This window comes from Flavihumibacter fluminis, assembly GCF_021491375.1.
GTDB classification, from domain to species: domain Bacteria; phylum Bacteroidota; class Bacteroidia; order Chitinophagales; family Chitinophagaceae; genus Flavihumibacter; species Flavihumibacter fluminis.
Map to the genome: position 1 here is coordinate 372,827 of NZ_JAKEVY010000002.1, position 26,763 is coordinate 399,589.

Sequence of the window (26,763 nt, forward strand, 5' to 3'; positions counted from 1 at the left end):
TAAACTTTTACAAGAAAATGAAAAATATAAAGAAAATATCGGTAGGTCTTTTGATGGGAGCAACGGTATTGGCTACTTCCTGTAAAAAACAGGCATTTGTCGATGCAAACATCGCGCCCAATACACTGTACGAAGTAAACCCTCAGGACCAATTTCTGAAAGCGTCCATCGCTACGCAGAACGACTTTGAATATTACTACGATGTTTATAGAAAACTGAACTACTGGATGCAGTACACCACCCCATCTGCGGGTAACGGTGCCAACTTTAACCTGCCCAGTGCACAGTTTAATTATCGCTACGGTAATTTTTATAACAACATCGGGAATGCTTTAATCGATGCTATTAAAATTATCGAAAGCAAACCTGCAGACGAGCAGCCTAGTTATGCGCAGATTAAGGCATTGTCTGAAATCCTGCTTGCATACTACGCGTTCTACACCAGTGATATCAATGGTAGCATTCCTTTTTCTGAAGCTTTCCAGGCTCGTTACGGTGGAACACTGACTCCAAAATTTGATACCCAGGAGCAGGTTTTTGACCAGGTTGATAACATGGTTAAAGCAGCTGTTGCTTCACTGAAGTCCAACACAAGCAACCAGGTTGCGGTTGGAAATAATGACCCCTTCTTTAACGGTAATATTACCAGCTGGATCAAGACGGGTAATGCGCTTCGTTTGAAAGTTGGGCTTCGTCTGATGAAGCGTAATCCAACTAAACTGGCTGCCATTGCAAACGAAGTATTTGCAGAACCAGACCAGATGTCTGCTATTGGAGATTCCTGGATGTTAAAAACAGGTCCTTCTTATGCAAATGCAACCGGTAACTGGAACCCAAGTGGTTTTCTTGCCGGTAAGCCGGTTGTTGATTTCATGAAGTCAAAAGATGATCCCAGACTTCGTATTTTCTATCGCCCCAACAAGGATCAGGATTATGTGGGTAGCTGGACTAGTCCGGATGACACAAAAATCCCTGCTAATGCAGCTTTGTACCAGGAAGACAGTTCTTTCTCTGAACTGCAGCATAGAATCTTTACACCCAACCATAGCTATGGAACAGCAGGAGATGGTTCTGCCTTCTTCCCAATGCTGACATATGCTGAGTATTGTTTCATTCGCGCTGACCTGGCTGCCCGCGGTATTGCCGGTTCAAATGCAGAAACCTGGTATAAAAATGGTATCATGGCTTCCATTGATCTGTACAACCAGCAGGCTAAACTTGCAAAAGTTCCTGAATATGTTGAGGTAACTGCTGCAGAGAAAGATGCCTATTACGAAGAAGTTGGAGTTAAGTACGATCCAGCCAAGGCTACTGAACTGATTGCAATTCAGGCTTACCTGGACTTCTACAGAAATCCAATGGAAGCATGGGCCTGGTGGAAGCGTACCGGTTTCCCCAATACAACTTCAGTATTGGCATGGTCAGATCTGAAGTCTAATGGTTCAACTCTGCCTTTACCACGCAGAGCTTCTCTGTCTCCTTTACCAACAACCAGTATGTTGTTTGAAAACCAGGCGGCTGCATTCCAGCAGATGGGATCCGATCCAGAATATGGTAGTGGTCCTGGCGATGCTTTCGGCCGAGTATGGTGGGATAAGCAATAATTATAGGATGTCCAATAAAACCCCGGGCCAATGGTTCCGGGGTTTTATTCTTTCAGGACAGGATCATCCTTTAAAGTTTTGTACTTTGTACCATGAGAATTGGAATACTATTAGTAGTTTTTTATTGCATGTGTTTCGTCCCATCAGCGAAGGGGCAAAAGATTTTGCAGCATCCAGACATCGCTGCTTTAAAGGAGTTTAACAAAGAACTGCTGAGTGAAAACAAAATGACGCTCCTGGTATTTCTCGCAACCGAATGTCCGCTGAGTAAAAACTATTCAGTTGTGATTCAGAAAATTGCAGATGAATTTGCGCAAGAGCTGCAAGTGACCGCTATCATTCCCGGATCCACTGATTCAAAAAAAGAAGTCCGGGCTTTTGCAGTTAAATACAAACTGGACTTTCCGCTGCTCATTGATAAAAAAATGATTTCCGTGCATGCCGTACACGCTACTACCACACCGGAAGTGGTGTTGTTATCTCCAAAAGGCGAACTCATCTACCAGGGAGCGATTGACGACTGGGCTGTTGATCTCGGTAAAAAAAGAAACAAACCAGACCAGGAATATTTGAGGAATGCTATTTTACAGGCTAAATCCGGGTTGCCCGTGCTGGTGAATTATAATGAACCGGTCGGTTGTCTGATTAATGATTTTTAATTGAGATTCAGTTTATGTTGAAGAAAGTTTTTTTTGTCATTTGTTGCTTTATAGGGGTTACAATTTCTGCCATTGCCCAATCTCTGACGTATGTTAAAGATATTGAACCCATCATCACCCTGAATTGTACGCCCTGCCATAAGCCTGGTGAGGCCGGACCCTTTACGCTTACTTCGTACCAGGATGTCGCCAAGCGTGCAAAATTTATAAAAGAAGTTGTTCAAAGTGGTTACATGCCACCCTGGAAAGCTGATAACGGATATGTACATTTTGCTAATGATCGTTCCCTATCTGAAGCAGATAAAAACAAAATAATTTCCTGGGTTGATAATGGAGCCCCGCAAGGCCAGGTTTCCAAATCTGCTAAGCAGGCATCAGAGCAGCTCATTACCGGTACTGCCTATCCACGCAAACCTGATCTTACTTTACAAATGGAAGACAGCTTTACGGTTATCGGTGGGAATATTGAGCAGTTTGTGATTTTCAAACTGCCCTTCGAGCTTAGTGATTCCTTTAACATTGAAGCCATTGAGTTTGTAGCTAATAATAAAAAGCTGGTGCACCATGTGAACTATGCTATTCACCCGGTTTTGGACCCATCAATTGATCTGATTAATACGCATAAACTGATTAACCTCACGTTTGATGATCGGAGGAAATTTGATCAATATATGCCCTACCGAAGGGCTATTACCTACTATGGAGGCTGGATTCCCGGAGCCCGGTATGAAACCTATCCCCAGGATTTCGGTTGGGTTTTGCCAAAACGTGGCGTTATTCTGATGACGGTACACTTCAGCCCCATTGCAGTGGATGAAGTTTTCAAAGGGGGCGTTAACCTTTTCTTCAAAAAGACTCCTGTTAAACGCCCGGTAAAAGTGGTGAGCTTTGGCTCAGGTGGTATTGGTGAACGTCAGATTGAACCCATCTTTTACGTTAAAGCCAACGAGAAACAAAAATTCACACTGGAAGTTACCAACCCCAGCGAAGATCAGTCCATCCTGCATGTATGGCCCCATATGCACCTGATTGGTAAATCATTTAAAGCCTATGCCATCGCGCCAGGCGGAGATACCATCCGCCTCGTTCATATTCCGGATTGGGATTTTCGCTGGCAGGAAATCTACCAGTTTAAATCACCTGTCAAAATTCCAAAAGGTTCTATTGTCCGGTTGGAATGTGAATACGACAATACTGCCGATAACCCGTTCAATCCAAACAGTCCGCCTAAAAATATTTTTTCCATGGGCGATATGAAAACCACCGACGAAATGATGACCCTGATGATGATTTTTGCCCCTTACAAGCCCGGAGATGAAAAACTAAAACTTGATTAACTGCTGAATCGTGAACTGCTATTTTCGTTTGTTGCTTTTTGTTAGTATGCTGCTTTTCAACCGATCTATTGCGCAGCAGCAAGGCTCCCTCTTCAAGGAGAAGGATCCGAAGCAATCCGGATTGCAGTTTACTAACCAGGTCACCGAAACAGACAGCCTGCATGTATTCCGCTATGAATACCTGTACAATGGTTCCGGGGTGGGAGTGGGAGATTTCAACAACGACGGACTGCAAGATTTGTTATTCTCCGGTAACCAGGTAGCCAACAAATTGTTTCTTAATAAAGGCCAACTTCAATTTGAAGATATCACCCAATCTGCCGGTGTTGCCGGAAACGGAACCTGGTCAACCGGCGTAACTATCGCAGATGTAAATGGCGATGGCAGGTTGGATATTTATGTCTGCCATTCCGGAAAGTACAGCGACTCACTGCAGCTGCGCAACGAACTTTTTATCAATGAAGGAATTCAGCAGGGCAAACCTGTTTTTAAAGAGCGTGCGGTAGAATATGGGCTGGATGCAGCAGGAACCCAATCAACGCATGCCGTATTCTTTGACTACGACCTTGATGGCGATCTGGATATGTTCCTGCTCAATCACTCCAATCACACGTATAACCCCTTTCTCAATACACGCAAAACCAGGGCTACTCCCAATATGGCTTTTGGCAATCGTTTATTCCGCAATATTGGTAAGAATAAATTTGAAGATGTCACCCTCAAGGCAGGCATCATCAATCATTCGCTGAATTTTGGCCTGAGTGTTACCGTTAGTGATCTGAATAACGATGGCTGGCCGGATATCTATACCACCAGTGATTATACAGAAAAGGATTGCCTCTATATCAACAACCGCAACGGCACTTTCTCAGAGCAAGTGGAGAAATCCATGGGGCATATTTCCAAGTATTCCATGGGCGCAGATATTGCAGATATAAACAATGATGGCTGGGCAGATATTTTTACCCTCGACATGTTACCCGAAGACAATCACCGGCAGAAAATGCTGAAAGGACCGGATGAATATGATCAGTATAACCTATTGCGCGACAGCGGTTATTTCAAACAGCAGATGCGTAATATGCTGCAACTGAACAGGGGTGTAGATCAGGATGGCCAGCTTCGGTTTTCGGAAATAGGTCAACTGGCCGGAATCTCCAATACCGACTGGAGCTGGTCAGGTTTATTGGCAGATTTTGACCTGGATGGATGGAAAGATGCTTTTGTCACCAATGGATACCTGCGTGATTATACGGATATGGATTTTATGAAGTATACAGTGGCGGAAGCAAGAATTGAAGCAGCAAAAGAAGGCCACCAGGTATTTCAAACCCATGCGCTGGTTAAGAAAATGCCTTCCAACAAACTGAAGAACTACCTGTTCCGAAACAATGGCGGTATCAGTTTTACGAATACAACCAATGCCTGGGGCATGAACTCGGAAAGAATCTCTAACGCTGCCGTATATGCGGATCTGGATAATGATGGAGATCTTGATCTGGTGGTGGTAAACAATAACGATCCGATTCAGCTGTTTGAGAATACTGCAAGAAATCTGCAACCATCCGGTAATTATCTGGCCATTGAGCTGAAAGGCAATGCATCAAATCCTTTTGCCATTGGAGCTAAACTTGAATTGATTGCTTCGGATGGCAGCAAACAGATCCAGGAACTTTTCCCGGTTCGCGGTTATCAGTCTTCACAATCTTACCGAATCCATTTTGGTATCCCAGCCACAACTAAATTTGATACACTTACCATCCGTTGGCCCGATCGTTCTGTTAGCATTCACACCAATCTTCAGGTAAATCAATTGCTACAATTTACTCAGCCCAGCACAAAGAACAATTCCGTAGCATCTATTCCGCTTCCTAAAAAAACCTGGTTACAGGATATAACAGAGCAATCCCGTATTAAATTCCAACACCAGGAAAATGATTTCATCGACTTTAAAGATGAAACCCTCTTGCCCTATATGTTATCGCGTATGGGACCTGCACTGGCTTCGGGTGATGTCAATGGAGATGGACTGGATGATATTTTTATTGGAACGCCCATCGGACAGGTGGCTGCCTTATTTGTTCAAAAGGCCAATTACAAATTTGAATTGGTACCGGGGCCGTGGATTGCTGATAAGGAATCAGAAGATGTACAGGCAGCCTTCCTCGATGCAGATGGAGATGGAGACCTTGATCTTTATGTGGTGAGTGGTGGTAATGAATACGCCCCGGAGTCTCCGGAATACCAGGATCGGTTATACATCAACGATGGTAAAGGAGGATTCACCAAATCGACCACAGCTTTACCATCTATGCTTAGTCCCAAACAGGCACTGGCTATTGCAGATTTTGACAAAGATGGCGATCCTGATATCTGGGTGGGAGGCATGTACCAGCCGGGATCTTTCCCTATGGCAGATCGTTCTTATCTGCTCAGAAATGATAGTAAGAAGGGTGCTGTGAAATTCACTGATATCACCCCTGAATTTGATTTTCTTTTACAGCCCGGTGCTGTTACTGCAGCTCAATGGGCGGATACTAACGCGGATGGATATCCTGAATTGCTCCTTGCTGGTGATTGGATGCCCGTTCGCCTGATCGATAATCAGAAAGGAAAGCTCACGCTAAATAAAGTTCAACTTCCTGATAATCTTTCTGGTTGGTGGCGCTCGATTACACCTGCTGATATAGATGGGGACGGCGACCTGGATTTTATCCTGGGCAATGCCGGAACCAACCTTCAAATTCGTGCCAGTAAAACCGAACCTGTTGAATTGTTCACAACAGATCTGGATCAGAATGGTACCCTGGATCCAATTCTGACCCACTATATAAATGGGCAGTCCTATCCCATCGCATCAAGAGATGAATTGCTGGAGCAGGTGGTACCCATGCGTAAGAAGTTTGTGTACTATAAAGATTATGCGGATGTGAAGCTGGATGGCATCGTGCCTGCTTCCCAAAAGAAAAAGTTGCATCGCCTGGAAGTCAACAATTTTGCATCCGGCATTCTTTGGAATGAAGGATCGCAACCCTGGCAGTTCACAGCCCTTCCGGAACTGGCACAGATTTCTTCTCTGCAGGCAGCCATCGTGCTCGACTGGAATAAAGATGGTCGCCCGGATATCTACCTCGGAGGAAATTTTGAAGGCTACCGGGTACAATTTGGTCAGTCAGATGCCAGTTATGGCCTGTTGCTTGAAAATTCCGGCAACCAGCAGTTTAAACCCATTTCGCCCATGGAAACCGGTGTGTTCTTAAAAGGAGAACTGAGGCAGATGAAATTGCTGAATGCCGGAACCGCTGCTCCCATCCTGGTTACTGTTACCAATAATGGTCCCGTTCAGGTTGTAAAGGTTAATTTGCCATGAGAATCTCAATCATCATATTGTCTTTCCTGATTTGCACCGGACTTGCCGGCCATGCACAAAATAAATCAAACACCGATGCGGCAGCTTTGCATAAAGCGCAGGATTATCTTACCGAAATAATAGTTCACGATATTTTTTCTCCTCCTGTTGCAAGCCGGATCTACCTCTATCCGCATCTTGCTGCCTATGAAACACTGGTTGCAGCTGGTGTCAATAAGAGTGCTTCCTTTTATGGCCGGCTTCCGGCTTTTCCTGCCATCCCTAAAATCAAAGAATCCATTGATCCTGTCATTGCCAGCCTGGAGGCCTTTCGTATTACCGGCCGGCAGTTTCTGTTTTCGGAAGAACGATTTTCAGATTCCATGCAGGTTTTGATACAGGCTCAGCTTAAAGCACGGAAAGCAGAAAAACTCCTGAATGCCTCTCTTCAAGCTGGCAAGCAGGTGGCCGACAGTATCCTGCAATGGGCATCGAAAGACAGGTATAAAGAAACCCGGGCCATCCGTCGTTACCAGTTGAAAAAAACGCCCGGTTCCTGGCTGCCCACACCTCCTGGTTATATCGCGGCGATTGAACCCCACTGGAAACAAATTCGTTGTCTGACCCTGGATAGTGCAGCTGTTTTTCGTCCCAAAGCTGCCACCGAATTTGCTGTCGAGCCCGGAACCCTTTTCCACAAAGAAGCCCTGGAGGTGTATACCGTCTGCACTTCTTTAACCGATGAACAAAAAGCGATTGCTGCCTTCTGGGACTGCAATCCCTTCCATATTACCATGCAGGGGCATCTGAATTTCGCTACCAAAAAGATTAGTCCGGGTGGCCATTGGATGCAAATTGCCGGCCTGGTCAGCCGGATGAAATCAGAATCTATCAGCCAGGCTTCCAAAGCCTATGCACTTACCGCCATTGCCATCTTTGATGCCTTTATCAGTTGTTGGGAGGAAAAGTATAACAGTCAGTTGATTCGCCCCGAGTCCTATATTAATAGTCATATTGATGAAAGCTGGCGGCCCCTGCTTCAGACTCCTCCCTTCCCGGAATACCCCAGCGGGCACAGTGTAGTATCAGGCGCAGCTGCTACTGTTCTGACAAAACTATATGGCGATAATTTTGCATTTGTGGATGATACCGAACGGCCTTATGGGCTGCCGGACAGGTCCTTTTCCTCTTTTCATAAAGCCAGTGAGGAAGCAGCCATTTCCCGGCTGTATGGAGGCATCCATTACCGGCCGGCCATTGTAAATGGCCTGGAGCAGGGCAGAAAAGTGGGGGACCAGGTGGTAAAAAAGCTGGGACCTTTTGGCTTTTGAATTAAATAAGCTACCTTTGCCGTCCGTTTTACTATATTCGGATAGCTATCTGGGAATTGTACAATATGGCCATTAAGTTGTAAATTCCTAATTATCAGTGCATAAGACTTTAAAACCGGTTTAAAATACATATGTCTTCAACTAAACAGAACACCAGGATCAACTTTGGTAAGATCAAACACCTCGCTGAAGCTCCTGACCTGCTGGAAGTGCAGATTCAATCGTTTAAAGACTTCTTTCAATTAGAAACCACTCCCGACAAACGTAACAACGAAGGCCTGTTTAAGGTGTTCAAGGAGAACTTCCCGATCACCGACACCAGGAATATCTTCGTACTGGAGTTTCTGGATTATTTCATTGATCCTCCCCGTTACACTATTGAAGAGTGTATGGAACGCGGACTTACCTACGCAGTTCCCCTGAAAGCCAAGTTGCGCCTGAGTTGTAATGACGAAGAGCACGTGGACTTCCAGACCATCGTACAGGATGTATTCCTCGGAAACATTCCTTACATGACCCCCCGCGGTACCTTTGTGATCAATGGTGCTGAGCGTGTAGTTGTTTCCCAGCTGCATCGTTCCCCAGGTGTATTCTTCGGGCAGTCTATTCACCCGAATGGTACCAAGATCTATTCTGCACGGGTTATTCCTTTCAAAGGAGCCTGGATGGAATTTGCTACCGACATCAACAACGTGATGTATGCCTATATCGATCGTAAGAAGAAGTTCCCTGTAACTACCCTTCTGCGTTCTATCGGCTTCGAAACTGATAAAGATATCCTGGAACTCTTCGGTATGGCCGATGAAGTGAAAGGAGAGAAGAAAGCCCTGGAAAAATACCTGGGTAAAAAACTCGCTGCCCGTGTACTGCGTACTTGGGTAGAAGACTTCGTGGATGAAGATACCGGTGAGGTAGTTTCCATCGAGCGGAATGAGGTAGTTATGGAGCGTGATACCATCCTGGATGAAGAAGCGATCGACGTGATTGTGGATATGGATGTAAAGAGTGTATTCCTGCAGCGCGAAGATGTAGGTGGTGATTATGCGATCATCTATAATACCCTGAATAAGGATACCTCCAACAGTGAACTGGAAGCGGTTCAGCATATCTACCGCCAGTTGCGTGGTGCTGATGCTCCGGATGATGAAACTGCACGTGGTATCATCGACAAACTCTTCTTCTCAGACAAGCGTTATGACCTGGGAGAAGTTGGTCGCTACAAAATCAACCGCAAACTGAACCTCAATTATCCTCTTGATCATAAAGTATTGACCAAGGAAGATATCATTGAGATCATCAAATACCTGGTACGTCTGACTAACGGTAAAGCAGAAATCGATGATATCGATCACCTGAGCAACCGTCGTGTTCGTACTGTTGGTGAACAATTGTATGCGCAGTTCGGTGTAGGTCTGGCCCGTATGGCCCGTACCATCCGTGAGCGTATGAATGTTCGCGATAATGAAGTATTTACGCCTGTTGATCTGATCAATGCGCGTACCCTTTCTTCCGTTATCAATTCCTTCTTCGGAACCAGCCAGCTGTCTCAGTTCCTTGACCAGACCAACCCCCTGTCTGAGATCACGCACAAGCGTCGTATCTCTGCACTCGGACCAGGTGGTTTGAGCCGGGAGCGTGCAGGCTTTGAGGTTCGTGACGTACACTACTCTCACTATGGTCGTCTTTGTACCATTGAAACACCGGAAGGACCAAACATCGGTCTGATCTCAACTCTTTGCGTACACGCGAAGATCAACGAGATGGGCTTCATTGAAACGCCTTATCGGAAAGTTGAGAATGGTAAAGTAAACATGAAGGAACTGACCTTCCTGAGTGCTGAAGAAGAAGATACTGCCAAGATCGCTCAGGCAAATACGCCGCTGGCAGAAAATGGTGAATTTGTTGATGAGAAAATTACCAGTCGCGAAACCGGTGATTTCCCCATCCTCGATAAAACTGAAGTTGAGTTCATGGACGTAGCCCCCAACCAGATTGTGGGTCTGTCCGCCTCTCTGATTCCTTTCCTTGAGCACGATGACGCCAACCGTGCCCTGATGGGATCAAACATGCAACGTCAGGCTGTACCGCTGATCAAACCACAGGTTCCTATCGTAGGTACCGGTTTGGAGGCAAAAGCTGCCCGTGACGCGCGTGTTCAGATTCTTGCTGAAGGTAATGGTGTGGTTGAATATGTTGACGGTAATGAAATTCATATCCGGTACGATCGTAATGATGAGCAGCGTCTCGTTAGCTTCGAAGAAGACCTGATTGTTTACCGCCTGACTAAATACCAGAAGACCAACCAGGAAACTTCCATCACCCTGAAGCCGGCTGTGAAAAAAGGTCAGCAGGTTAAAGAAGGTGATTTCCTTACAGAAGGATACGCTGTACAGGGTGGTGAAATCGCACTGGGACGTAACCTGAAAGTGGCCTTCATGCCCTGGAAAGGTTACAACTTTGAGGATGCGATTGTAATCAATGAAAAAGTAGTTCGTGAAGACCTGTTTACTTCCATTCACATTTCTGAATATGAACTGGAAGTGCGTGATACCAAACTCGGTGAAGAAGAACTGACTCCGGATATTCCAAACGTTTCTGAAGAAGCCACCAAAGACCTCGATGAGAATGGTATCATTCGTGTCGGTGCCCAGGTGAAGGAAGGTGATATCCTGATCGGTAAGATCACTCCGAAAGGAGAATCTGATCCTACACCGGAAGAAAAACTGCTCCGTGCAATCTTCGGTGATAAAGCAGGTGACGCGAAAGATGCTTCCCTGAAAGCACCAAATGGTGTGGAAGGTGTGGTAATCGACAAGAAACTGTTCCAGCGCGCGAAGAAAGATAAGAATGCAAAAGTTCGTGAGAAGGCTGCTTTGGAAAAAGTAGAAAAAGTTCACGAGAAGAATACAGCAGATCTCCAGGAAGTATTGCTGAGCAAATTGCAGACCCTGTTGAAAGAAAAACCTTCTGCAGGTGTTAGCAACAACTTCGGTGAAGTACAGATTGGTAAGGGTGCGAAGTTTACTGCCAAGAACCTGGCGGGACTTGACTTCCTGAACATCAATCCGCTTGGCTGGACTGGCGATGAAAAAATCGACAGCCAGATCAATATTCTGCTGCACAACTACAGCATCAAGTACAACGAAGAACTAGGTCGTTATAAGCGTGAGAAATTCAACATCAGCATCGGTGATGAATTACCTGCAGGTGTATTGAAACTCGCGAAAGTTTACCTCGCTGTTAAGCGTAAGCTGAAAGTAGGTGATAAGATGGCCGGTCGCCACGGTAACAAAGGTATCGTAGCTAAGATCGTTCGTGCAGAAGACATGCCATTCCTCGAAAATGGTGAGCCGGTGGATATTGTACTGAACCCACTGGGTGTACCTTCACGTATGAACCTCGGACAGATCTATGAAACTGTACTTGGATGGTGCGGTGAGCAACTGAATGTACGCTTTGCTACTCCGATCTTCGATGGTGCAAGCACTGATGAAATCGAGCAGTATTGCCAGGATGCAGGTATCCCGATGATGGGTCACACTTATCTGTATGATGGTGAAACCGGTGATCGCTTCCACCAGAAAGCAACAGTTGGTATCATCTATATGATCAAACTGCACCACATGGTGGACGATAAGATGCACGCACGTTCAATCGGACCATACTCTCTCATCACACAGCAGCCTCTGGGTGGTAAAGCTCAGTTCGGTGGTCAGCGTTTCGGTGAGATGGAAGTGTGGGCACTGGAAGCGTACGGAGCATCTAACATCCTCCAGGAATTGTTAACTATTAAGTCGGATGATATTATTGGTCGCGCTAAGACCTATGAGGCCATCGTTAAAGGTGACAACATTCCAAGAGCTGGTGTACCGGAATCTTTCAATGTATTGATCCATGAATTGAGAGGGCTGGGACTTGATTTGAAATTTGATTAATCAAATCTTTTTATAAGTAAAAAGAGGGTGCCAATTGGTACCCTCTTTTTTTTATATTACATCAAAGTACACAGGTATGACTCTATTGACCAAAGTTATCAGAAGATGGACCGAAATTGTACCCTTTCTATCCCTGTTACTTTATTTTTTGAAACCAGCCGATAGTCCGGGTTGGTATAATTTGGTTTTGATCGGCGGACTCATTAGTGCGGTGCTGGTTGCAGTGCATCATGCAGAAGTGGTAGCACATAAAGTAGGAGAACCTTATGGTACCCTGGTGCTGGCAATAGCTGTTACCACCATTGAAGTGGCATTGATTGTATCTCTCATGATGGCTGGTGGACCCGGAACTGAAACGCTCGCAAGGGATACCATATTTGCGGCCATAATGATCATTTTAAACGCGATTACAGGACTTTGTTTACTGATAGGAGGATTGCGTCACCGGGAACAGACATTTGGCCTGGATGGGATCAGCGCCTCATTGGTTGCCTTGCTGGCCATTTCATTTTTGACAATGGTACTTCCCAACTACACCACTACACAGATGGGCCCATCCTATTCTCCATCGCAATTGCTGTTTGTCGGCATTGTAACCCTGATTATTTACCTCAGTTTTGTTTTCATTCAGACGATCCGGCATCGAGATTATTTCCTGCCTGAAGTTGGAGAGGAAAACAGTGAGGTCCATGCTCCTCCTCCAAGTACAAAAGTATTTGTGTTATCCCTGGTATTGCTGGTGCTGGCATTGGTTGCCGTTGTATTATTGGGCAAATCACTTTCTCCTGTAATTGAATCCAGTATTGAGAGTATTGGGGCACCCAAAACCCTGGTGGGCATTATCATTGCCATGGTGGTATTATTGCCGGAAGGATTGGCTGCCTACCGCGCGGCAAAAAACAACCGGCTCCAGACCAGTTTAAATCTGGCACTCGGCTCTGCACTCGCAAGTATTGGGTTAACGATTCCAGTAGTCGCCGGCGTAAGTATTCTGATGGGATTTGACCTCTTACTGGGAATTGATTCCAAGTCTTCTATGCTCTTATTGATATCCCTGCTGGTGGTGATGATGTCACTAAGAACCGGGAAAACCAATATCCTGCAAGGCATTATCCTGGTGCTTTTATTCTTTGTTTATTTATTTGTCACGATTATTCCATAAGCAATTCGTAAATTCCTGTTTTCCATTTTATTTATGAAACAGGTTATAACTCTGCTTATTGGGATAGGATCCCTCACAAACGTAGTAGCGCAAACAAAAAGAGAGCTTCAGCCAGAAGACATTTACCGAATGAAAACAGTCTCTTCTCCCCAGGTATCACCTGACGGAAACTGGATCGTTTATCAGGTTCGTTCGGTTGACAGTGCTAAAGACAAGTCCAGCTCAGATTTATGGATGATGGGCTGGGACGGGAAGGAAAACTGGCAATTAACGTATGATGCTGCCGGTGAATCTGCTCCCAAATGGAGCCCGGATGGTAAGTATATTTCGTTTTTATCGACCCGAACAGGTGATAAAAACAGCCAGGTATATGCGCTTCCGACAAAAGGAGGAGAGCCGAAAAGAATAACCAATATCAAGGGCTCTATTAATGAGTACGTGTGGACGCCAGACGGACAAAAACTGGTGCTTAGTATTTCTGATCCCGACTATTCAGATACGGCAGCCAGCAAGATCCGGAAGCCTTATGTAATTAATCGTTATCAATTCAAGCAAGACCGGGAAGGATACCTGGACAGCACAGGAACGCATCTCTATTTGTTTGATATTCCCTCAGGCAAACTGGATACACTGACTTCCGGTGTATATTCTGAAACACAGCCTGCCATTTCTCCGGATGGTAAATGGCTGGCATTTGTGAGTAACCGAACCCAGGTGCCTGACAAAAATGATAATTCAGATATCTATCTGATGGAACTAAAAAAAGGTGCTGTTCCCCAGGCCTTAACCAGTTGGAAAGGCAGCGATAGCAGGCCTGTTTTCAGTCCGGATAGCAGGCATATAGCCTACCTCCAAAGCACCAGCCAGGATGATTTTACCATGTACGGGCACTCCATCCTTGGAGTTATTTCCATGGACGACCGGAAGCCGCGATTGCTTAGTTCCCAGCTGGACCGTCCGGTTCAGAATATCCGTTGGGAAGCAGACGGACAGGCATTGCTCGCCTTAATGGAAGACGATCGCAGGGTTCAGGTGATTCGGGTAAATGCCAGCACAGGAGCACATGAAACACTCACCAGCGGAGATCATAGTTTTTATGGAATGGAGCTCAATACTGCAAAGAAAACATGGGTTGGATTAAGAAGTACGCCAACGCTTCCTGCAGAACTGTTTGCTTTTGAATCCGGGCAACTGCGTCAGTTGACACATCACCAGGATAGCTTCCTGGCGCCGCTTCAATTGCCCCTGGTGGAAGGCTTTCAATCAACCAGTAAAGATGGTACCAAGGTATCCGGAATCCTTTATAAACCACATACCTACCAGGCAGGTCAAAAACTGCCGTTGGTGATTTTTATACACGGTGGACCGGTAGCACAGGATGAGTTTGATTTTGATATGACACGTATGGTATATGCTGCTGCAGGTTATGCAGTTGCTGCCGTGAATTACAGGGGTAGCAGTGGCAGGGGAGTTGCCTACATCCGGTCTATCTATGGCGATTGGGGTAATAAAGAAGTGATGGACGTGGTAGGAGTAGCCAATCACCTGGTTGCTACAGGTGTTGCAGATCCCGCTCGTATGGGCCTGGGAGGCTGGAGTTATGGTGGTATCACAACTAACTATACCATTGCAACCGATACCCGTTTTAAAGCAGCTGTAAGCGGTGCAGGTAGTTCGCTTCAGTTAAGCCTCTATGGCAGTGATCAGTATATCGCACAGTATGAATATGAATTAGGTGTGCCCTGGAAAAACCGCGACAAATGGCTGGCATTGTCCTATCCGTTTTTCAAAGTGGATAAAATAAAAACGCCCACGCTGTTTATGGCAAGCGAGAGCGATTTTAATGTTCCGGTAGCCGGAGCAGAGCAAATGTACCAGGCATTTAAGTCAGTGGGTATTCCAACTGAACTGGTTATCTATCCCAAGCAATACCATGGTATATCAGTTCCCAGTTACCAGATAGACAGGTTGAAACGTCATATTGCCTGGTATAATAAATACCTCAAGTAATCACATCATATAATACGCCTTTTCAGGAACTAGTTCCTGTTCCGGTGTTTCCTCGGCCAGCATCTGCTTCAGGTTTTTCTCAATACCTGAAGCGATGCTGGTCATTGGAGTATCGGTAGGTTTGTTTTCAAATGGATCCTGCAAATGAATCGCCATCTTTTCAATCAGTAAAAAAGATGCGGAAATAGCAACCACCAGGGGCACTTCAAACATCCCGAAATACTGGATCACACCAAAGGGCAGCAGGGCAATAAATAACAACAAGGCAAAGTGGATGTACAGACTATAGGTCACAGGGAATACTGTGTTTTTTATTCGCTCGCATTTTCCCATGCTATCGCATAAGCGACTCAGCGTACGGTCCAGTTCTACATGCTGGTAAGTGTTGATCCACCCCTTGTCCAGGGCAAGTTTTATATCTCTTGCGTGCAGGTCCAATAGTGCCGTGGGAACATTGTCAAATGCTTCCACATATTCAAAGTCCTTTTTGGAAAGTCTTTTTTCCAGTCCTTTTAATGCCGACTTTTTTCTGAGAGATTGGCCAAGGGCATAATTCCAGGCTATCTGGCGGTTGACGATTCGCTGCCTGAAACGGATAATATTCTCATCTTCATACAGGTTACTGGTAAAGCTGATCACCTGCCTGCCAAGGGTTCTGGAATCATTTACAATAGCTCCCCAGATATGCCTGGCTTCCCACCACCTGTCATATGCCTGGTTGCTTCTGAAGCCAAGTAAAAGGGATATAATTGTTCCAAGAATCGTGGGTACTGCAATAGGAATGGAAATCCGGGTAATATGATAGTTTTCATATAAAACCGCGATCACAATAGCATACAGCGTGATGAGTAGTAACTCGGTTTTTATTTTCCCGAATATATAGGCAAACGGGATGTGGTTTTTTAAAAGCATGTGATCGGGTTAGGATAAGTTAATAGGATGCACTCAGTTCTCTCTTCTGCGTAACCACCTGTTTGGGCTTTTGGGCGGATACAACAGGAACTTCTCTGATTACTTTCACCGGTGCTGCATTGATAAAGGACGCAGGATTCAGGAAGCGCTGATGAGGTTGAATCAGTGTATATGCCTCTGGAAAAAACACTTCGTCTATATCATTGAACTCAAGATGGTTTTTGAATACTTTGAGCGTATTTCCGTACATGTATTTATAATAGATATTGCTGATTCTTTCCGAATATTTTTCCTTCAGTCGTTTGCATCCTTTCCTGAACTCTTCATTCATAACCAGGAGGTGAGGTTTATTGTCTGCTCCTACCACATCCTGTTCTGACTCGGGCATTTCAAATGCGGCAAACAATACGATGGTGTTTTTATAGGTGGAATTGCTTTTTATATACAGCTCCAAAACACTGAGAGATTGTGGTGTAAAATCAGTTGGGAATAAAATGTTTTTCATTATCATCATTTTATGTAAAGCTCTTAATTGCCTCTTAGAAACGGGTAAGCTTCACATAAAACTTTCTTTAGATGATCATAAGAAAATTATAAGAAAATTAGCTGGAGCTTAAAATTGTTTAAGCTCCGTTGTATATAGGCAGAGTTATTATTACACTTGTTCCTTTCGACTCAACAGAGTTCACCTCAATGTTTCCGTGGTGGATCCGGATGATGTTTTTGGCCAATGGTAGTCCTACTCCATAGCCTTCAAATGAACGCGTATTACTTCCCCTGAAAAATGGCTCAAATACGCGCTGGATCTCATTTGCAGGGATTCCAATTCCTTTATCTGTGATCGTTATAGATATTGTTGTTCCCAGTTTTTTTACCTGGATATCCACTGTTTTCTGGCTGGAATATTTGGCGCCATTAGCTATTATATTGCCAAGCGCCAGTTTTAATAATGTTCTAATTCCATTAATAGTGATCTTTTCATTGGACAGAATTTCCTCGTCAATGGAGAGGTTGAGCTGCGTTCCTTTGATCAGATTTTTAACAGAGAAAGCAGACTCTTCCACCAGTTCATATACCCCGATTTCTTCCCATTCCTGTTGCTGGCCATTGAAACTGATCTGCGACATGGTCAGCAGTTCAGAAGTGATTTTGTTTAGCTGATCCGCATGTTGTTGAATGGAGCTGATTGACTGCTGGTATTCCTCCACAGTCCTCGGACGTGTTAATGCCCAGTCGGCTTCCCCGATAATATTGGTAAGTGGCGTACGTAATTCATGCGAGGCATTGCTGATAAAATTATTCTGCGTTTCAAAGGATGTCTGGAGCCGGTCCAGCATATTGTTGAATGTCTTTGATAACTCAGCGATTTCATCACCTCCTCCTTTATCTTCCAGGCGTAAGCCAAGATTATACGCACTGATATTTTTGGTTTTCTCGATGATATCCCGCACCGGCTGAAAGGTTTTGCGGGAGAAGAAAATACTGGTTGTATAAACGATGATTACTGCCAGGATAAATGTGGCGATTTTAATATTGCGCAGGTTTTTCAGGGTACTGATGCCATATTCATTTACCGCAGATTTTATAACAATATATTCGCCGGTTTCATCCGGGTAATACAAACCTGCAAAATCTATATCCCCTTTATTGAAATAAACAGGAGTACCTTTTAGCGCAATTATATTTTGCAGATAGGAGTAGGGGATGAAATTTTTTCTCTCTTTCAACCGATCCAATGTGTCCACTCTGAAAACATACTCTTTTTCCTGCGTCAGCGTTTCCAGGTATCGCTTTCGAAGTTCCTCATAGGTGGTTGTAGCAATATGATCCTGTTCAAATAATACTTTCGTGGCAACAATTACCCTGATTTCAAGCCGTTTGAAAAAATCCCTGCTCACAAAACTCTGTGTAATGAAATAGGATGTCCAGCTGATGATCAGGATGATGGTAGCTGTTATAACAGTGAAAAGAATACCGGTTTTGGTCTGGACTTTCATATCAGGAATCCTTTATAACATATCCCATTCCCACAACGGTATGCAGCAGTTTCTGTTCGAATGAAGTCTCAATTTTCTTACGTACATAGTTGATATAAACATCTACCACATTCGTGCTGATATTGAAATCAATGCCCCAGACATTCTCCAATATGGTCATCCTGGATAACACCTTCCCTTTGTTTTTCATCAGGAACTCCAGCAGCCTGAATTCAGTGGAAGTGAGACTGATTCTTTTGCCATTTCGTGTTACCATTTTACTATCCGGATTCATTTCCAGGTCAGCTACCCGCAACACATTGGTTTCCTCAGTTTGCAAAGGGTGTTTACGTCTCGCAAGAGAGCGAATCCGGGCTTCCAGTTCTGCAAACTTGAATGGCTTGGTTATATAATCATCAGCTCCGCTGTCGAGCCCGGTTACGATATTCTCTGTACTACTTAGTGCAGTGAGCATCAGAATGGGAGTATCGATTTTATTATTTCTGAGGCGCTTGCATAATTCCAGTCCGTTCATCCCTGGCAACATGATGTCCAGGATCATGATATCAAATTCATTTTTGGTGGCCATTTCATAGCCAATGTCACCATCCGGGGCAATACTGATTTTATATCCTCTCTCAGACAACCCTTTATTTATCAGATTGCCTACAGAAATTTCGTCCTCAACCAATAATACACTGAGCATAAATGTGTTTTAGCGCGGGTCCTTCATCCTTTAAAGCGAAACTAAACGGTTCTGCACTTAGAAAGTTTAAAACCGGATTAGAAAGGATTAGAATTTACTAAATAGTCCTTCATTTTGCTATAGTCCACCTCAATCTGTGTTGCATTTTTGGTTTTCGTTAACGTTTCTTCAATGCTTGCCGGTACTGGTACCGGTTGACCAATTACAGGTTCTACCACATCCAGGAATTTAATCGGGTGGGCAGTTTCCAATACGATTCCTTTTTGGCCAGGATGCTGCCCGATCCAGTCAGCCAGGGCATCAAAGCCTACTGCTCCATGCGGGTCTGGCAGGTAGGCATGCTGTTGGTACATAGACCGGATGAGTTCCCTGGTGCGTTGATCGCTTGTGCGATAACTCGACAACATGGTCTTTAATTGGTCCCGGTCTTTTCCAAACAGTTCCAATATGCGTACAAAATTGCTGGGATCTCCCACATCCATGGCATTTGAAATAGTGGGTATGGCTTTTCGGGGTTCATAGTCGCCTGTTTCAAGGAACCTTGGCACTACATCGTTGGCATTGCAGGCGGCTATAAAATGACGTACCGGAAGCCCTGCTTTCCAGGCCATCATGCCGGCACAAATATTTCCAAAATTGCCACTTGGTACGCTGAATACCGGCGGCTGTTTTTCCTTCCATTGCTGCAGCGCGAAGAAATAATAAAACTGTTGTGGCAACCACCTGGCAACATTGATGGAATTGGCCGATGTAAGAAAGAGTTGGCTGGTCAGTTCGGCATCCTTGAAGGCTCTTTTTACCAGTTGCTGGCAATCATCAAAATTGCCATCCACCTCAAGTGCATGGATATTATCACCAAAAGTGGTCAATTGTTTTTCCTGTACGGAACTTACTTTCCCGGAAGGATAGAGGATCACCACGCGTACTCCTTCCACGTTGTGAAAGCCACTCGCTACAGCTCCCCCGGTATCACCGGAGGTGGCTACCAACACCGTAATCGGCTGTTTTTCATCGCGGGCAAAATAGCCCAGGCAGCGACTCATAAATCTGGCTCCGATATCTTTAAAAGCTAGTGTGGGACCGTGAAATAATTCCAGGGAATATACCCCGTCGTACACCTGTTTGAGCGGTATCGGAAAGTCAATTGTTTCAGCTACTATCCTGCGTAATTCATCCTCCGGAATCGTATCGCCAACAAAAGGACGAATCACTTCATAGGCAAGCGCTTCCCTCGATAATCCGGCTAAGTTGTTAAGGATGGATGCCGGTAACTGCGGAATGCTTTCCGGAAAATACAAGCCCCCGTCAGGCGCCTGTCCCTGTATGGTAGCCGTCCTGAAATCAACCCTCGGCGCTGTATGCTGTAAACTATAGTAATGCAACAATTATGAATTTAGAATTATGAATTATGAATTGTCTCACGTCTCACTTCTCACGTCTCACGTTCCCTCTTCCTTTCCCCCTTTCCTCCTTTATCCCGTGATCCGTACCTCACAACCCTTTGAATTAATTGAGGTAACATATACTTTGGATTCTATTCCTAACTGGGTATATACCTGCTTCATGATCTCTGCAATACTGTTGGCGGTTGCCGCTTCTTTGCTGAGCATGAAAATTGACGGTCCCGAACCACTGATTCCCCCTCCCAATGCACCGGCTGCTTTAGAGCGTTGTTTTACTTCATCAAAGCCAGGTATCAGGATGCTTCGAACCGGTTCAATGATCACATCCTCCAGCGATCTTCCAATCAACTCATAGTCTTCTTTCAAAAAGCCTGCTACCAGTCCGGCTATATTGCCCCACTGCCGGATGGCATCTTTCAGTAAGACCTCTTTTCTCAGTATCTGCCTGGCATCGGAGGTCCGTACTTCAATCTGGGGATGCACTACTGTAACCTGTAAGGGCGGGGCCGACAAGCCAATGATATCCAGCGGGAAAATAGAGCGTATAAGGGTTACCCCACCCAGGATACAGGGCGTGATATTGTCGGCATGTTTCACACCACTCGCCACCTTTTCACCTGCCATGGCAAAACGTACCAGGTCTTCATCAGAGAAAGGTTTTCCAAGCAGGTAGTTCGCACCTACCACTGCTCCGGCAGCACTGGCAGCACTGGAACCCAGCCCACTGCCGGGCTTAATTTCTTTGGTGATGCTAATCTCAATTCCAACAGGTTCAGGAATGGCCTGTAAAAGATCCAGCAATGCGGCACCGGCTACATTCTGTGCCGGTTCCGTTGGTAGTTTGTATTCATCGGTGTGCTGAATCCGGATACCCGGTTCCTTGCTTAGTCGCATTCGGATTCGATCCGAAGGATCCTGTAATGCCATCCCGAGGATATCAAATCCACATACCAGGTTGGCTACAGTAGCCGGACAAAGCACTTCAATCTCCGTATCAAAAAGCGGTTGTATGTTAAGGTTAGTTTGCATCTGAATGGATTTCTCAGGTTAGAGTAGCTCTTAAAATATCAGCAAATACGCCGGAGGCTGTTACATCTGCACCTGCTCCCGCTCCTTTGATCACCATCGGTTGCTCAGGATATCTTTCGGTATAGAATAATACGATGTTATCCTTGCCATAGAGATGATACAAATCATGACCCGGACTTATCTGCTGCAAGCCAACTTCCGCTTTACCATTATGAAAGGCCGCCACAAATTTGAGTTTGTTTCCATTTTTATTGGCTTCCTCATAGATGTTCCGGAAATGATCTTCTTCCTTTAACATGCTGGCATAAAAATCTTCAACAGAACCTTCCATACAGGAAGCCGGCAGGAAACGATGATTGGTGATCGCATCCATTTCCAGTTGCTCTCCCGCTTCTCTTGCAAGGATCATGATCTTACGCATCACATCGGTTCCACTCAGATCAAGGCGCGGATCCGGCTCGGTATAACCTTCATTCTGTGCCTGGCGAACTACTTCCGCAAATGGTCTTGATCCATCATAATGATTGAATACGTAATTCAGTGTTCCACTCAGTACAGCCTCAATCCGTTTGATTTTGTCACCGCTTCTCACCAGGTCGTTCAGTGTGCCAATTACCGGTAAGCCTGCGCCCACATTGGTTTCAAAGAGAAATCCTGTATTGTTTACTCTTGCTTTTTCTTTCAACTCACGGTAATATACATACGGAGAAGAGCAGGCAATTTTATTGCAGGCAACTACCGCACAACTCTTTTCTAACAGCCTGGGATAAACGCCGGCCACTTCCTTGCTGGCAGTGATATCTACAAATACGGTATTTCTCAGGTTGCGTTCCAGTATGCCATCTACAAATTCATGTATGCTTGCTTCTTTTCCATTATCAAGAAATGCTTTCCAGTTGGATAAGTCAATCGCATCCTCGCTAAACGCGATTTTCTTACTGTTGGCCAATCCAACTACTCTCAATTGCAGCTTATTATGATGCAGCAGATATTGTTGTTGCTGATGTAACTGTTGCAGCAAACGACTACCCACATTGCCAACACCACTGATGAAGAGGTTCACCTGCTTGAGACTGGTTTCAAAGAATTCTTCATGCAGTAAGTTGATAGCTTTCTTTACATCTGATGTTGCAATTACAGCCGAAATATTCCGCTCGGAAGAACCTTGTGCAATGGCCCGAACATTCACCCCGTTGCGACCGAGAGCGCCAAAGAGTTTACCACTGATACCAGGATGACTCTTCATTTGTTCTCCCACCAATGCAACAATGGATAATCCTTTTTCAATTTCAAGTGGATCCACTTTCTGCAAACTGATCTCCGGCGCGAATGCTGCATCTACAGCTTCTTTCGCCAGTTCTGCAGCAGCTTCATCTACTCCTACGCAAATGGAATGTTCAGAGGATCCCTGCGTTATCAGAATTACATTGATTTGCTGTGCCGACAAGGCTTCAAACAACCTGCGTGAAAAGCCCGGTACTCCCACCATGCCGCTTCCTTCGAGGCTCAGTAAGGCTAATTTGTTGATGCTTGATATGCCTCTTACAGGTGAGCCGTTGCGATATCCTTCCTGTTGAATCAGGGTTCCTGTATCAGCTGCTGCAAAAGTATTTTTAATCCATATCGGAATCTGTTTGTTCATTACCGGCTGGATAGTAGGCGGATAAATCACCTTCGCGCCGAAATGAGATAACTCCATGGCTTCCTGGTAAGAGATGGTTGGTATCACCCTGGCATTGGGTACCCAGCGCGGATCAGCTGTCATCATACCACTTACATCTGTCCAGATTTCAAGTGATTCAGCATCCAGGCAGGCTGCTGCAATGGCAGCTGTATAATCGGAACCGCCCCGGCCCAGTGTAGTGGTTATTCCTTCTGCGCTGGAGGCGATGAATCCAGGCATTACAATATGATTGCCACTTACCTCTTCTGCTGCAGTTTTCAATTGCGCTTCTGTTGTTTTGAAATCAACAATCGCATTTCCATATTGTGCATTGGTACGAATCAGTTTTCGGCTGTCCCACCAGGTGGTAGCAACTCCCGCTGCCTGAAATGCCGCCGTTATGATCTGGGAAGAGATGAGTTCACCATAACTCACCAGTTTATCTTTCGTACGGGCCGTAGTTTCTCCCAACAGAAAAATTCCATTACAAAGATCTTCTACTTCATTGCAGCTCTTTTTGACTGCACTCAGGTAACTGCTCTGCTGCTGAACCGGTATGAGTTGTTTCACCGCATCCAGATGCCTGGTAGTAATTTTCTGGATCAGTTCCTTGTAAGCCTCATCCCCGCTTGCAGCCATTTGCCCGCATTGCAGGAGCAGGTCTGTGGTTCCACCAAAAGCCGATACTACCGTGATTACTTTATTCTTTTTGATTTTTTCTGAAACGATGGAGATAACATTCTGAATTGCTTCCGGACTGCCAACAGATGTGCCGCCGAATTTTAATACCTGCATAAAATGGATAATGATGATAAAGAATCTGAATAATTGAACTGATAATTCCTGGAAAAAACAGCCCGAAGGCCCATGGCATAATATGGTAATGTACAACCCTTAGCGGGTTGTAATAGTAGTGGTAGTAGTTGTGTATGTAGAAATGAATGCCATGAATCGAGCATGAAATTACCACAGCCAATTTTTATAACAAGCGTTAGTTTTAAATTTTTTTTGATCTGTTTTACCAACGGTCAAAGTGCAACTGTTTTGGTATATTCATGGCCCGATTGCTGCCCTTAACAACGAATAAATTACCCCATATGGCCAAAATTGACCCGGCAGCCCTTCAACAATTTAAAAGTGAAGTTGCGCTGAAGTTTCAATTGTACAACAGTCTCTTTACTTCATTGCCGTTTCACCGGATTGAAAAGACCGGCATCCTGCTTTCGGTTCTGCTGAATGTTTGTGAAGAAGGTTATAAAAAGAAAAAGACTCCTTTACAGATTCTGGATGATTTTTTTGCAAGCCACACCAGTTTCAGAACGGAACAGGAAAAAGCAGATTTACTTTTTCGCTTTGTGCAGTATGTGGAAAGACAGGTAGTGCTTTTTGATGCGCTGGAAGATGCCGCATTCAGTAAGATCAATGATTTTTCCGGTCCGGGTACGCTGAAACAACTCGCCTCTTTTTTACAGCAGCCGGATCTGGATACCAGCCAGCTGGAAAAAAATCCATTCTGTGTGCGCATGGTATTAACCGCGCATCCAACTCAGTTTTATCCGGGCTCTGTTCTTGGAATTATTCATGACCTGGCCAAGGCCTTGCAGGAGAATAATACCTCTCTCGTAAATAGTTATCTGCAGCAATTAGGGAAAACCCCTTTCTTTAAAAAACAGAAGCCCACTCCATTTGATGAGGCGATGAGCCTGATCTGGTACCTGGATAATGTTTTTTATCCTGCTGTTGGTAAAATTTTATCCTATGCCGATAGCGAACTGGCCGGCAAAGTGAATAATAATCAACCCTTGCTTCAAATGGGTTTCTGGCCTGGCGGAGATCGCGATGGTAACCCTTTTGTTACGGCAGACACTACCATCCAGGTAGCTGCCGCCCTTCGTTCGAGTATCATCAAACAATATTACCTGGATGTACGGCGACTGAAAAGAAGACTCACGTTTAAAGAAACCGATCAGTTGATTGGGGATCTGGAAAAGCAGTTGTACAACGAGGTATTTGGTGAGCAGCCATCGCGCAGCCTGAGTGCAGATTCGATGATCCGTCAATTGCAGCAGGTGAGGGATACCATCGTTTTACAACACAATGGTTTATTCGCCGACCGGATTGATAACCTCATTCAAAAGATCCGGGCCTTTGGTTTATTCTATGCATCGCTGGATGTTCGGCAGGATAGCTCTGTTCATGAATCCTTCTTTGAAGTGATCTCTCAATCTGGTAACATATTTTCCGGATTGTACAGTAGTCTCACACCAGAGGAACGCCTGGATCAACTCAGTAAATTGCCTGCACTGGCAACTGATCCAACATTCAGGGAAGCTGTACATGCCGATACGCTTGCTTCTGTAAAAGCGATCGCCCGCATTCAGCAGGAGAATGGAGAAATTGGTTGTCATCGCTATATCATCAGTCATTGTACCAGCGCTGCCAATGTGATGGAAGTATTCGGACTGTTTTTGCTCGGTGGCTGGAAAAAAGAAGAGTTGACAGTGGACATCGTTCCGCTGTTTGAAACGATTGAAGATTTACTGCAGGCAGGTGCTATCATGGATGCCTTATACCAGCTTCCGGTTTATCGTGAGCACCTGAAAAGGAGAGGAGATAAACAAACCATCATGCTTGGTTTTTCGGATGGCACCAAGGATGGCGGATACCTCATGGCTAACTTCAGCATCTTACAGGCTAAAAAAGAACTGACTGCATTGTCTGCAAAATACGGATTGGATGTCTTGTTCTTTGATGGCAGAGGTGGTCCGCCTGCAAGAGGTGGTGGCAAAACACATAAGTTCTATGCTTCGATGGGCAAGGATGTTTCCAGTAAGGAAATTCAGTTGACCATACAGGGACAAACCATCAGTTCCAATTTCGGAACTATTGATGCGGCACAGTTTAACATGGAACAATTGCTGAATGCCGGACTGTCGGCCGCTGCTAAACATTCAACCCGGGCAACCCTGGATCAGGGACAGGAAGCATTGTTATTGCAGCTTGCTAATGATGGATTTAATGCCTACTCGGCACTGAAGAATCATCCGACATTCCTGGAATATCTTTCGCATGCAAGTGCATTGCGTTTTTATGCTGCTACCAATATCGGATCCAGGCCAGCCAAACGCGGATCTGCAACCCGGCTGAGTTTAAGTGATCTGCGCGCTATTCCCTTTGTCGGTGCCTGGAGTCAGCTAAAGCAGAATGTGACAGGATATTACGGTGTGGGTACTGCATTGAAACTGGCTGAAGAACGCGGCGAATGGAAGAAAGTAAAAGAGATGTACCAGCACTCCCTTTTCTTTAAAACGCTTATTGATAACTGTGAGATGGCCATGCTGAAATGTTATTTCCCGCTTACCAGTCACCTTGCCGATCACAAAGAGTTTGGAGAGATCTGGCATATGATCTACAGCGAATACGAACTCACCCGAAAATATGTGTTGCTCCTTTCAGGTAATACGGAACTGATGGCTGATTATCCGGTGGAACAATTATCGGTTTCCATGCGGGAACGTATTGTTTTACCCCTTACAACCATACAGCAATATGCGATTACCCGTGTGCGTGAGTTGGAAGCCGGCAGTCCGCATGATCCTGCTGCAGGCATGAAAACTACGTATGAAAAGCTGGTGATGCGTTGTTCCTTTGGTATTATTAATGCGGGTAGGAATTCGGCGTAAGGAA

Annotated in this window: 16 protein-coding genes; 9 read left to right on the forward strand and 7 right to left on the reverse strand. The window is 45.1% G+C overall.

What is annotated here, in order from left to right; genetic code table 11:
* The first annotated feature begins 17 nt into the window (after window positions 1–17).
* From L0U88_RS07925 to L0U88_RS07960, 8 genes are all read left to right on the forward strand, one after another.
* Window positions 18–1,604: a SusD/RagB family nutrient-binding outer membrane lipoprotein gene (locus tag L0U88_RS07925; RefSeq protein WP_234865315.1), complete on the forward strand. Its 1,587-nt coding sequence runs from the start codon at window positions 18–20 to the stop codon at window positions 1,602–1,604.
* 128 nt (window positions 1,605–1,732) lie between these two features.
* Entirely contained in the window at window positions 1,733–2,263 is a 531-nt protein-coding gene (locus L0U88_RS07930; RefSeq protein ID WP_234865317.1) for a redoxin domain-containing protein, read from the forward strand.
* A 14-nt stretch (window positions 2,264–2,277) separates the two neighbouring features.
* A complete protein-coding gene (locus tag L0U88_RS07935; RefSeq protein WP_234865319.1) occupies window positions 2,278–3,600 on the forward strand; it encodes a c-type cytochrome in 1,323 nt (440 codons plus the stop codon).
* 10 nt (window positions 3,601–3,610) lie between these two features.
* Window positions 3,611–6,970, forward strand: a complete 3,360-nt coding sequence (locus L0U88_RS07940) for a CRTAC1 family protein (RefSeq protein WP_234865321.1) — start codon at window positions 3,611–3,613, stop codon at window positions 6,968–6,970.
* Window positions 6,967–8,280, forward strand: a complete 1,314-nt coding sequence (locus tag L0U88_RS07945) for a vanadium-dependent haloperoxidase (RefSeq protein ID WP_234865323.1) — start codon at window positions 6,967–6,969, stop codon at window positions 8,278–8,280. The genes L0U88_RS07940 and L0U88_RS07945 overlap by 4 nt, the downstream gene beginning before the upstream one ends.
* A 131-nt stretch (window positions 8,281–8,411) precedes the next feature.
* Window positions 8,412–12,215 carry a DNA-directed RNA polymerase subunit beta gene (gene rpoB / locus L0U88_RS07950; RefSeq protein WP_234865325.1) on the forward strand — a complete coding sequence of 1,268 codons (3,804 nt, stop codon included), beginning with the start codon at window positions 8,412–8,414 and terminating at the stop codon, window positions 12,213–12,215.
* A 76-nt stretch (window positions 12,216–12,291) separates the two neighbouring features.
* A complete protein-coding gene (locus tag L0U88_RS07955; protein WP_234865327.1) occupies window positions 12,292–13,377 on the forward strand; it encodes a calcium:cation antiporter in 1,086 nt (361 codons plus the stop codon).
* A 129-nt stretch (window positions 13,378–13,506) separates the two neighbouring features.
* A complete protein-coding gene (locus L0U88_RS07960; RefSeq protein WP_234865329.1) occupies window positions 13,507–15,387 on the forward strand; it encodes a S9 family peptidase in 1,881 nt (626 codons plus the stop codon).
* Here the strand turns inward: L0U88_RS07960 and L0U88_RS07965 are convergent, their stop codons facing one another.
* From L0U88_RS07965 to thrA, 7 genes are all read right to left on the reverse strand, one after another.
* A complete protein-coding gene (locus L0U88_RS07965) occupies window positions 15,388–16,299 on the reverse strand; it encodes a bestrophin family protein (RefSeq protein WP_234865331.1) in 912 nt (303 codons plus the stop codon). It abuts the gene before it with no gap.
* Between the two features lie 19 nt (window positions 16,300–16,318).
* A complete protein-coding gene (locus L0U88_RS07970; RefSeq protein WP_234865333.1) occupies window positions 16,319–16,804 on the reverse strand; it encodes a hypothetical protein in 486 nt (161 codons plus the stop codon).
* Window positions 16,805–16,922: 118 nt separating this feature from the next.
* The gene (locus L0U88_RS07975) at window positions 16,923–18,296 is read right to left on the reverse strand and encodes a HAMP domain-containing sensor histidine kinase (protein ID WP_234865335.1); all 1,374 of its coding nucleotides are present in this window, start codon (window positions 18,294–18,296) and stop codon (window positions 16,923–16,925) included.
* Between the two features lies 1 nt (window position 18,297).
* The gene (locus L0U88_RS07980; protein ID WP_234865336.1) at window positions 18,298–18,981 is read right to left on the reverse strand and encodes a response regulator transcription factor; all 684 of its coding nucleotides are present in this window, start codon (window positions 18,979–18,981) and stop codon (window positions 18,298–18,300) included.
* Window positions 18,982–19,058: 77 nt separating this feature from the next.
* Entirely contained in the window at window positions 19,059–20,366 is a 1,308-nt protein-coding gene (gene thrC, locus L0U88_RS07985) for a threonine synthase (RefSeq protein ID WP_234865337.1), read from the reverse strand.
* An 87-nt stretch (window positions 20,367–20,453) separates the two neighbouring features.
* A complete protein-coding gene (locus tag L0U88_RS07990; protein ID WP_234865338.1) occupies window positions 20,454–21,413 on the reverse strand; it encodes a homoserine kinase in 960 nt (319 codons plus the stop codon).
* A gap of 13 nt (window positions 21,414–21,426) precedes the next feature.
* Window positions 21,427–23,871 carry a bifunctional aspartate kinase/homoserine dehydrogenase I gene (gene thrA / locus L0U88_RS07995; RefSeq protein ID WP_234865340.1) on the reverse strand — a complete coding sequence of 815 codons (2,445 nt, stop codon included), beginning with the start codon at window positions 23,869–23,871 and terminating at the stop codon, window positions 21,427–21,429.
* A gap of 302 nt (window positions 23,872–24,173) precedes the next feature.
* Between thrA and L0U88_RS08000 the strand changes: the two genes are divergently transcribed.
* Window positions 24,174–26,759 (forward strand): phosphoenolpyruvate carboxylase, encoded by a 2,586-nt coding sequence (locus tag L0U88_RS08000; RefSeq protein WP_234865342.1) that lies wholly within the window; start codon window positions 24,174–24,176, stop codon window positions 26,757–26,759.
* Window positions 26,760–26,763: the final 4 nt, after the last annotated feature.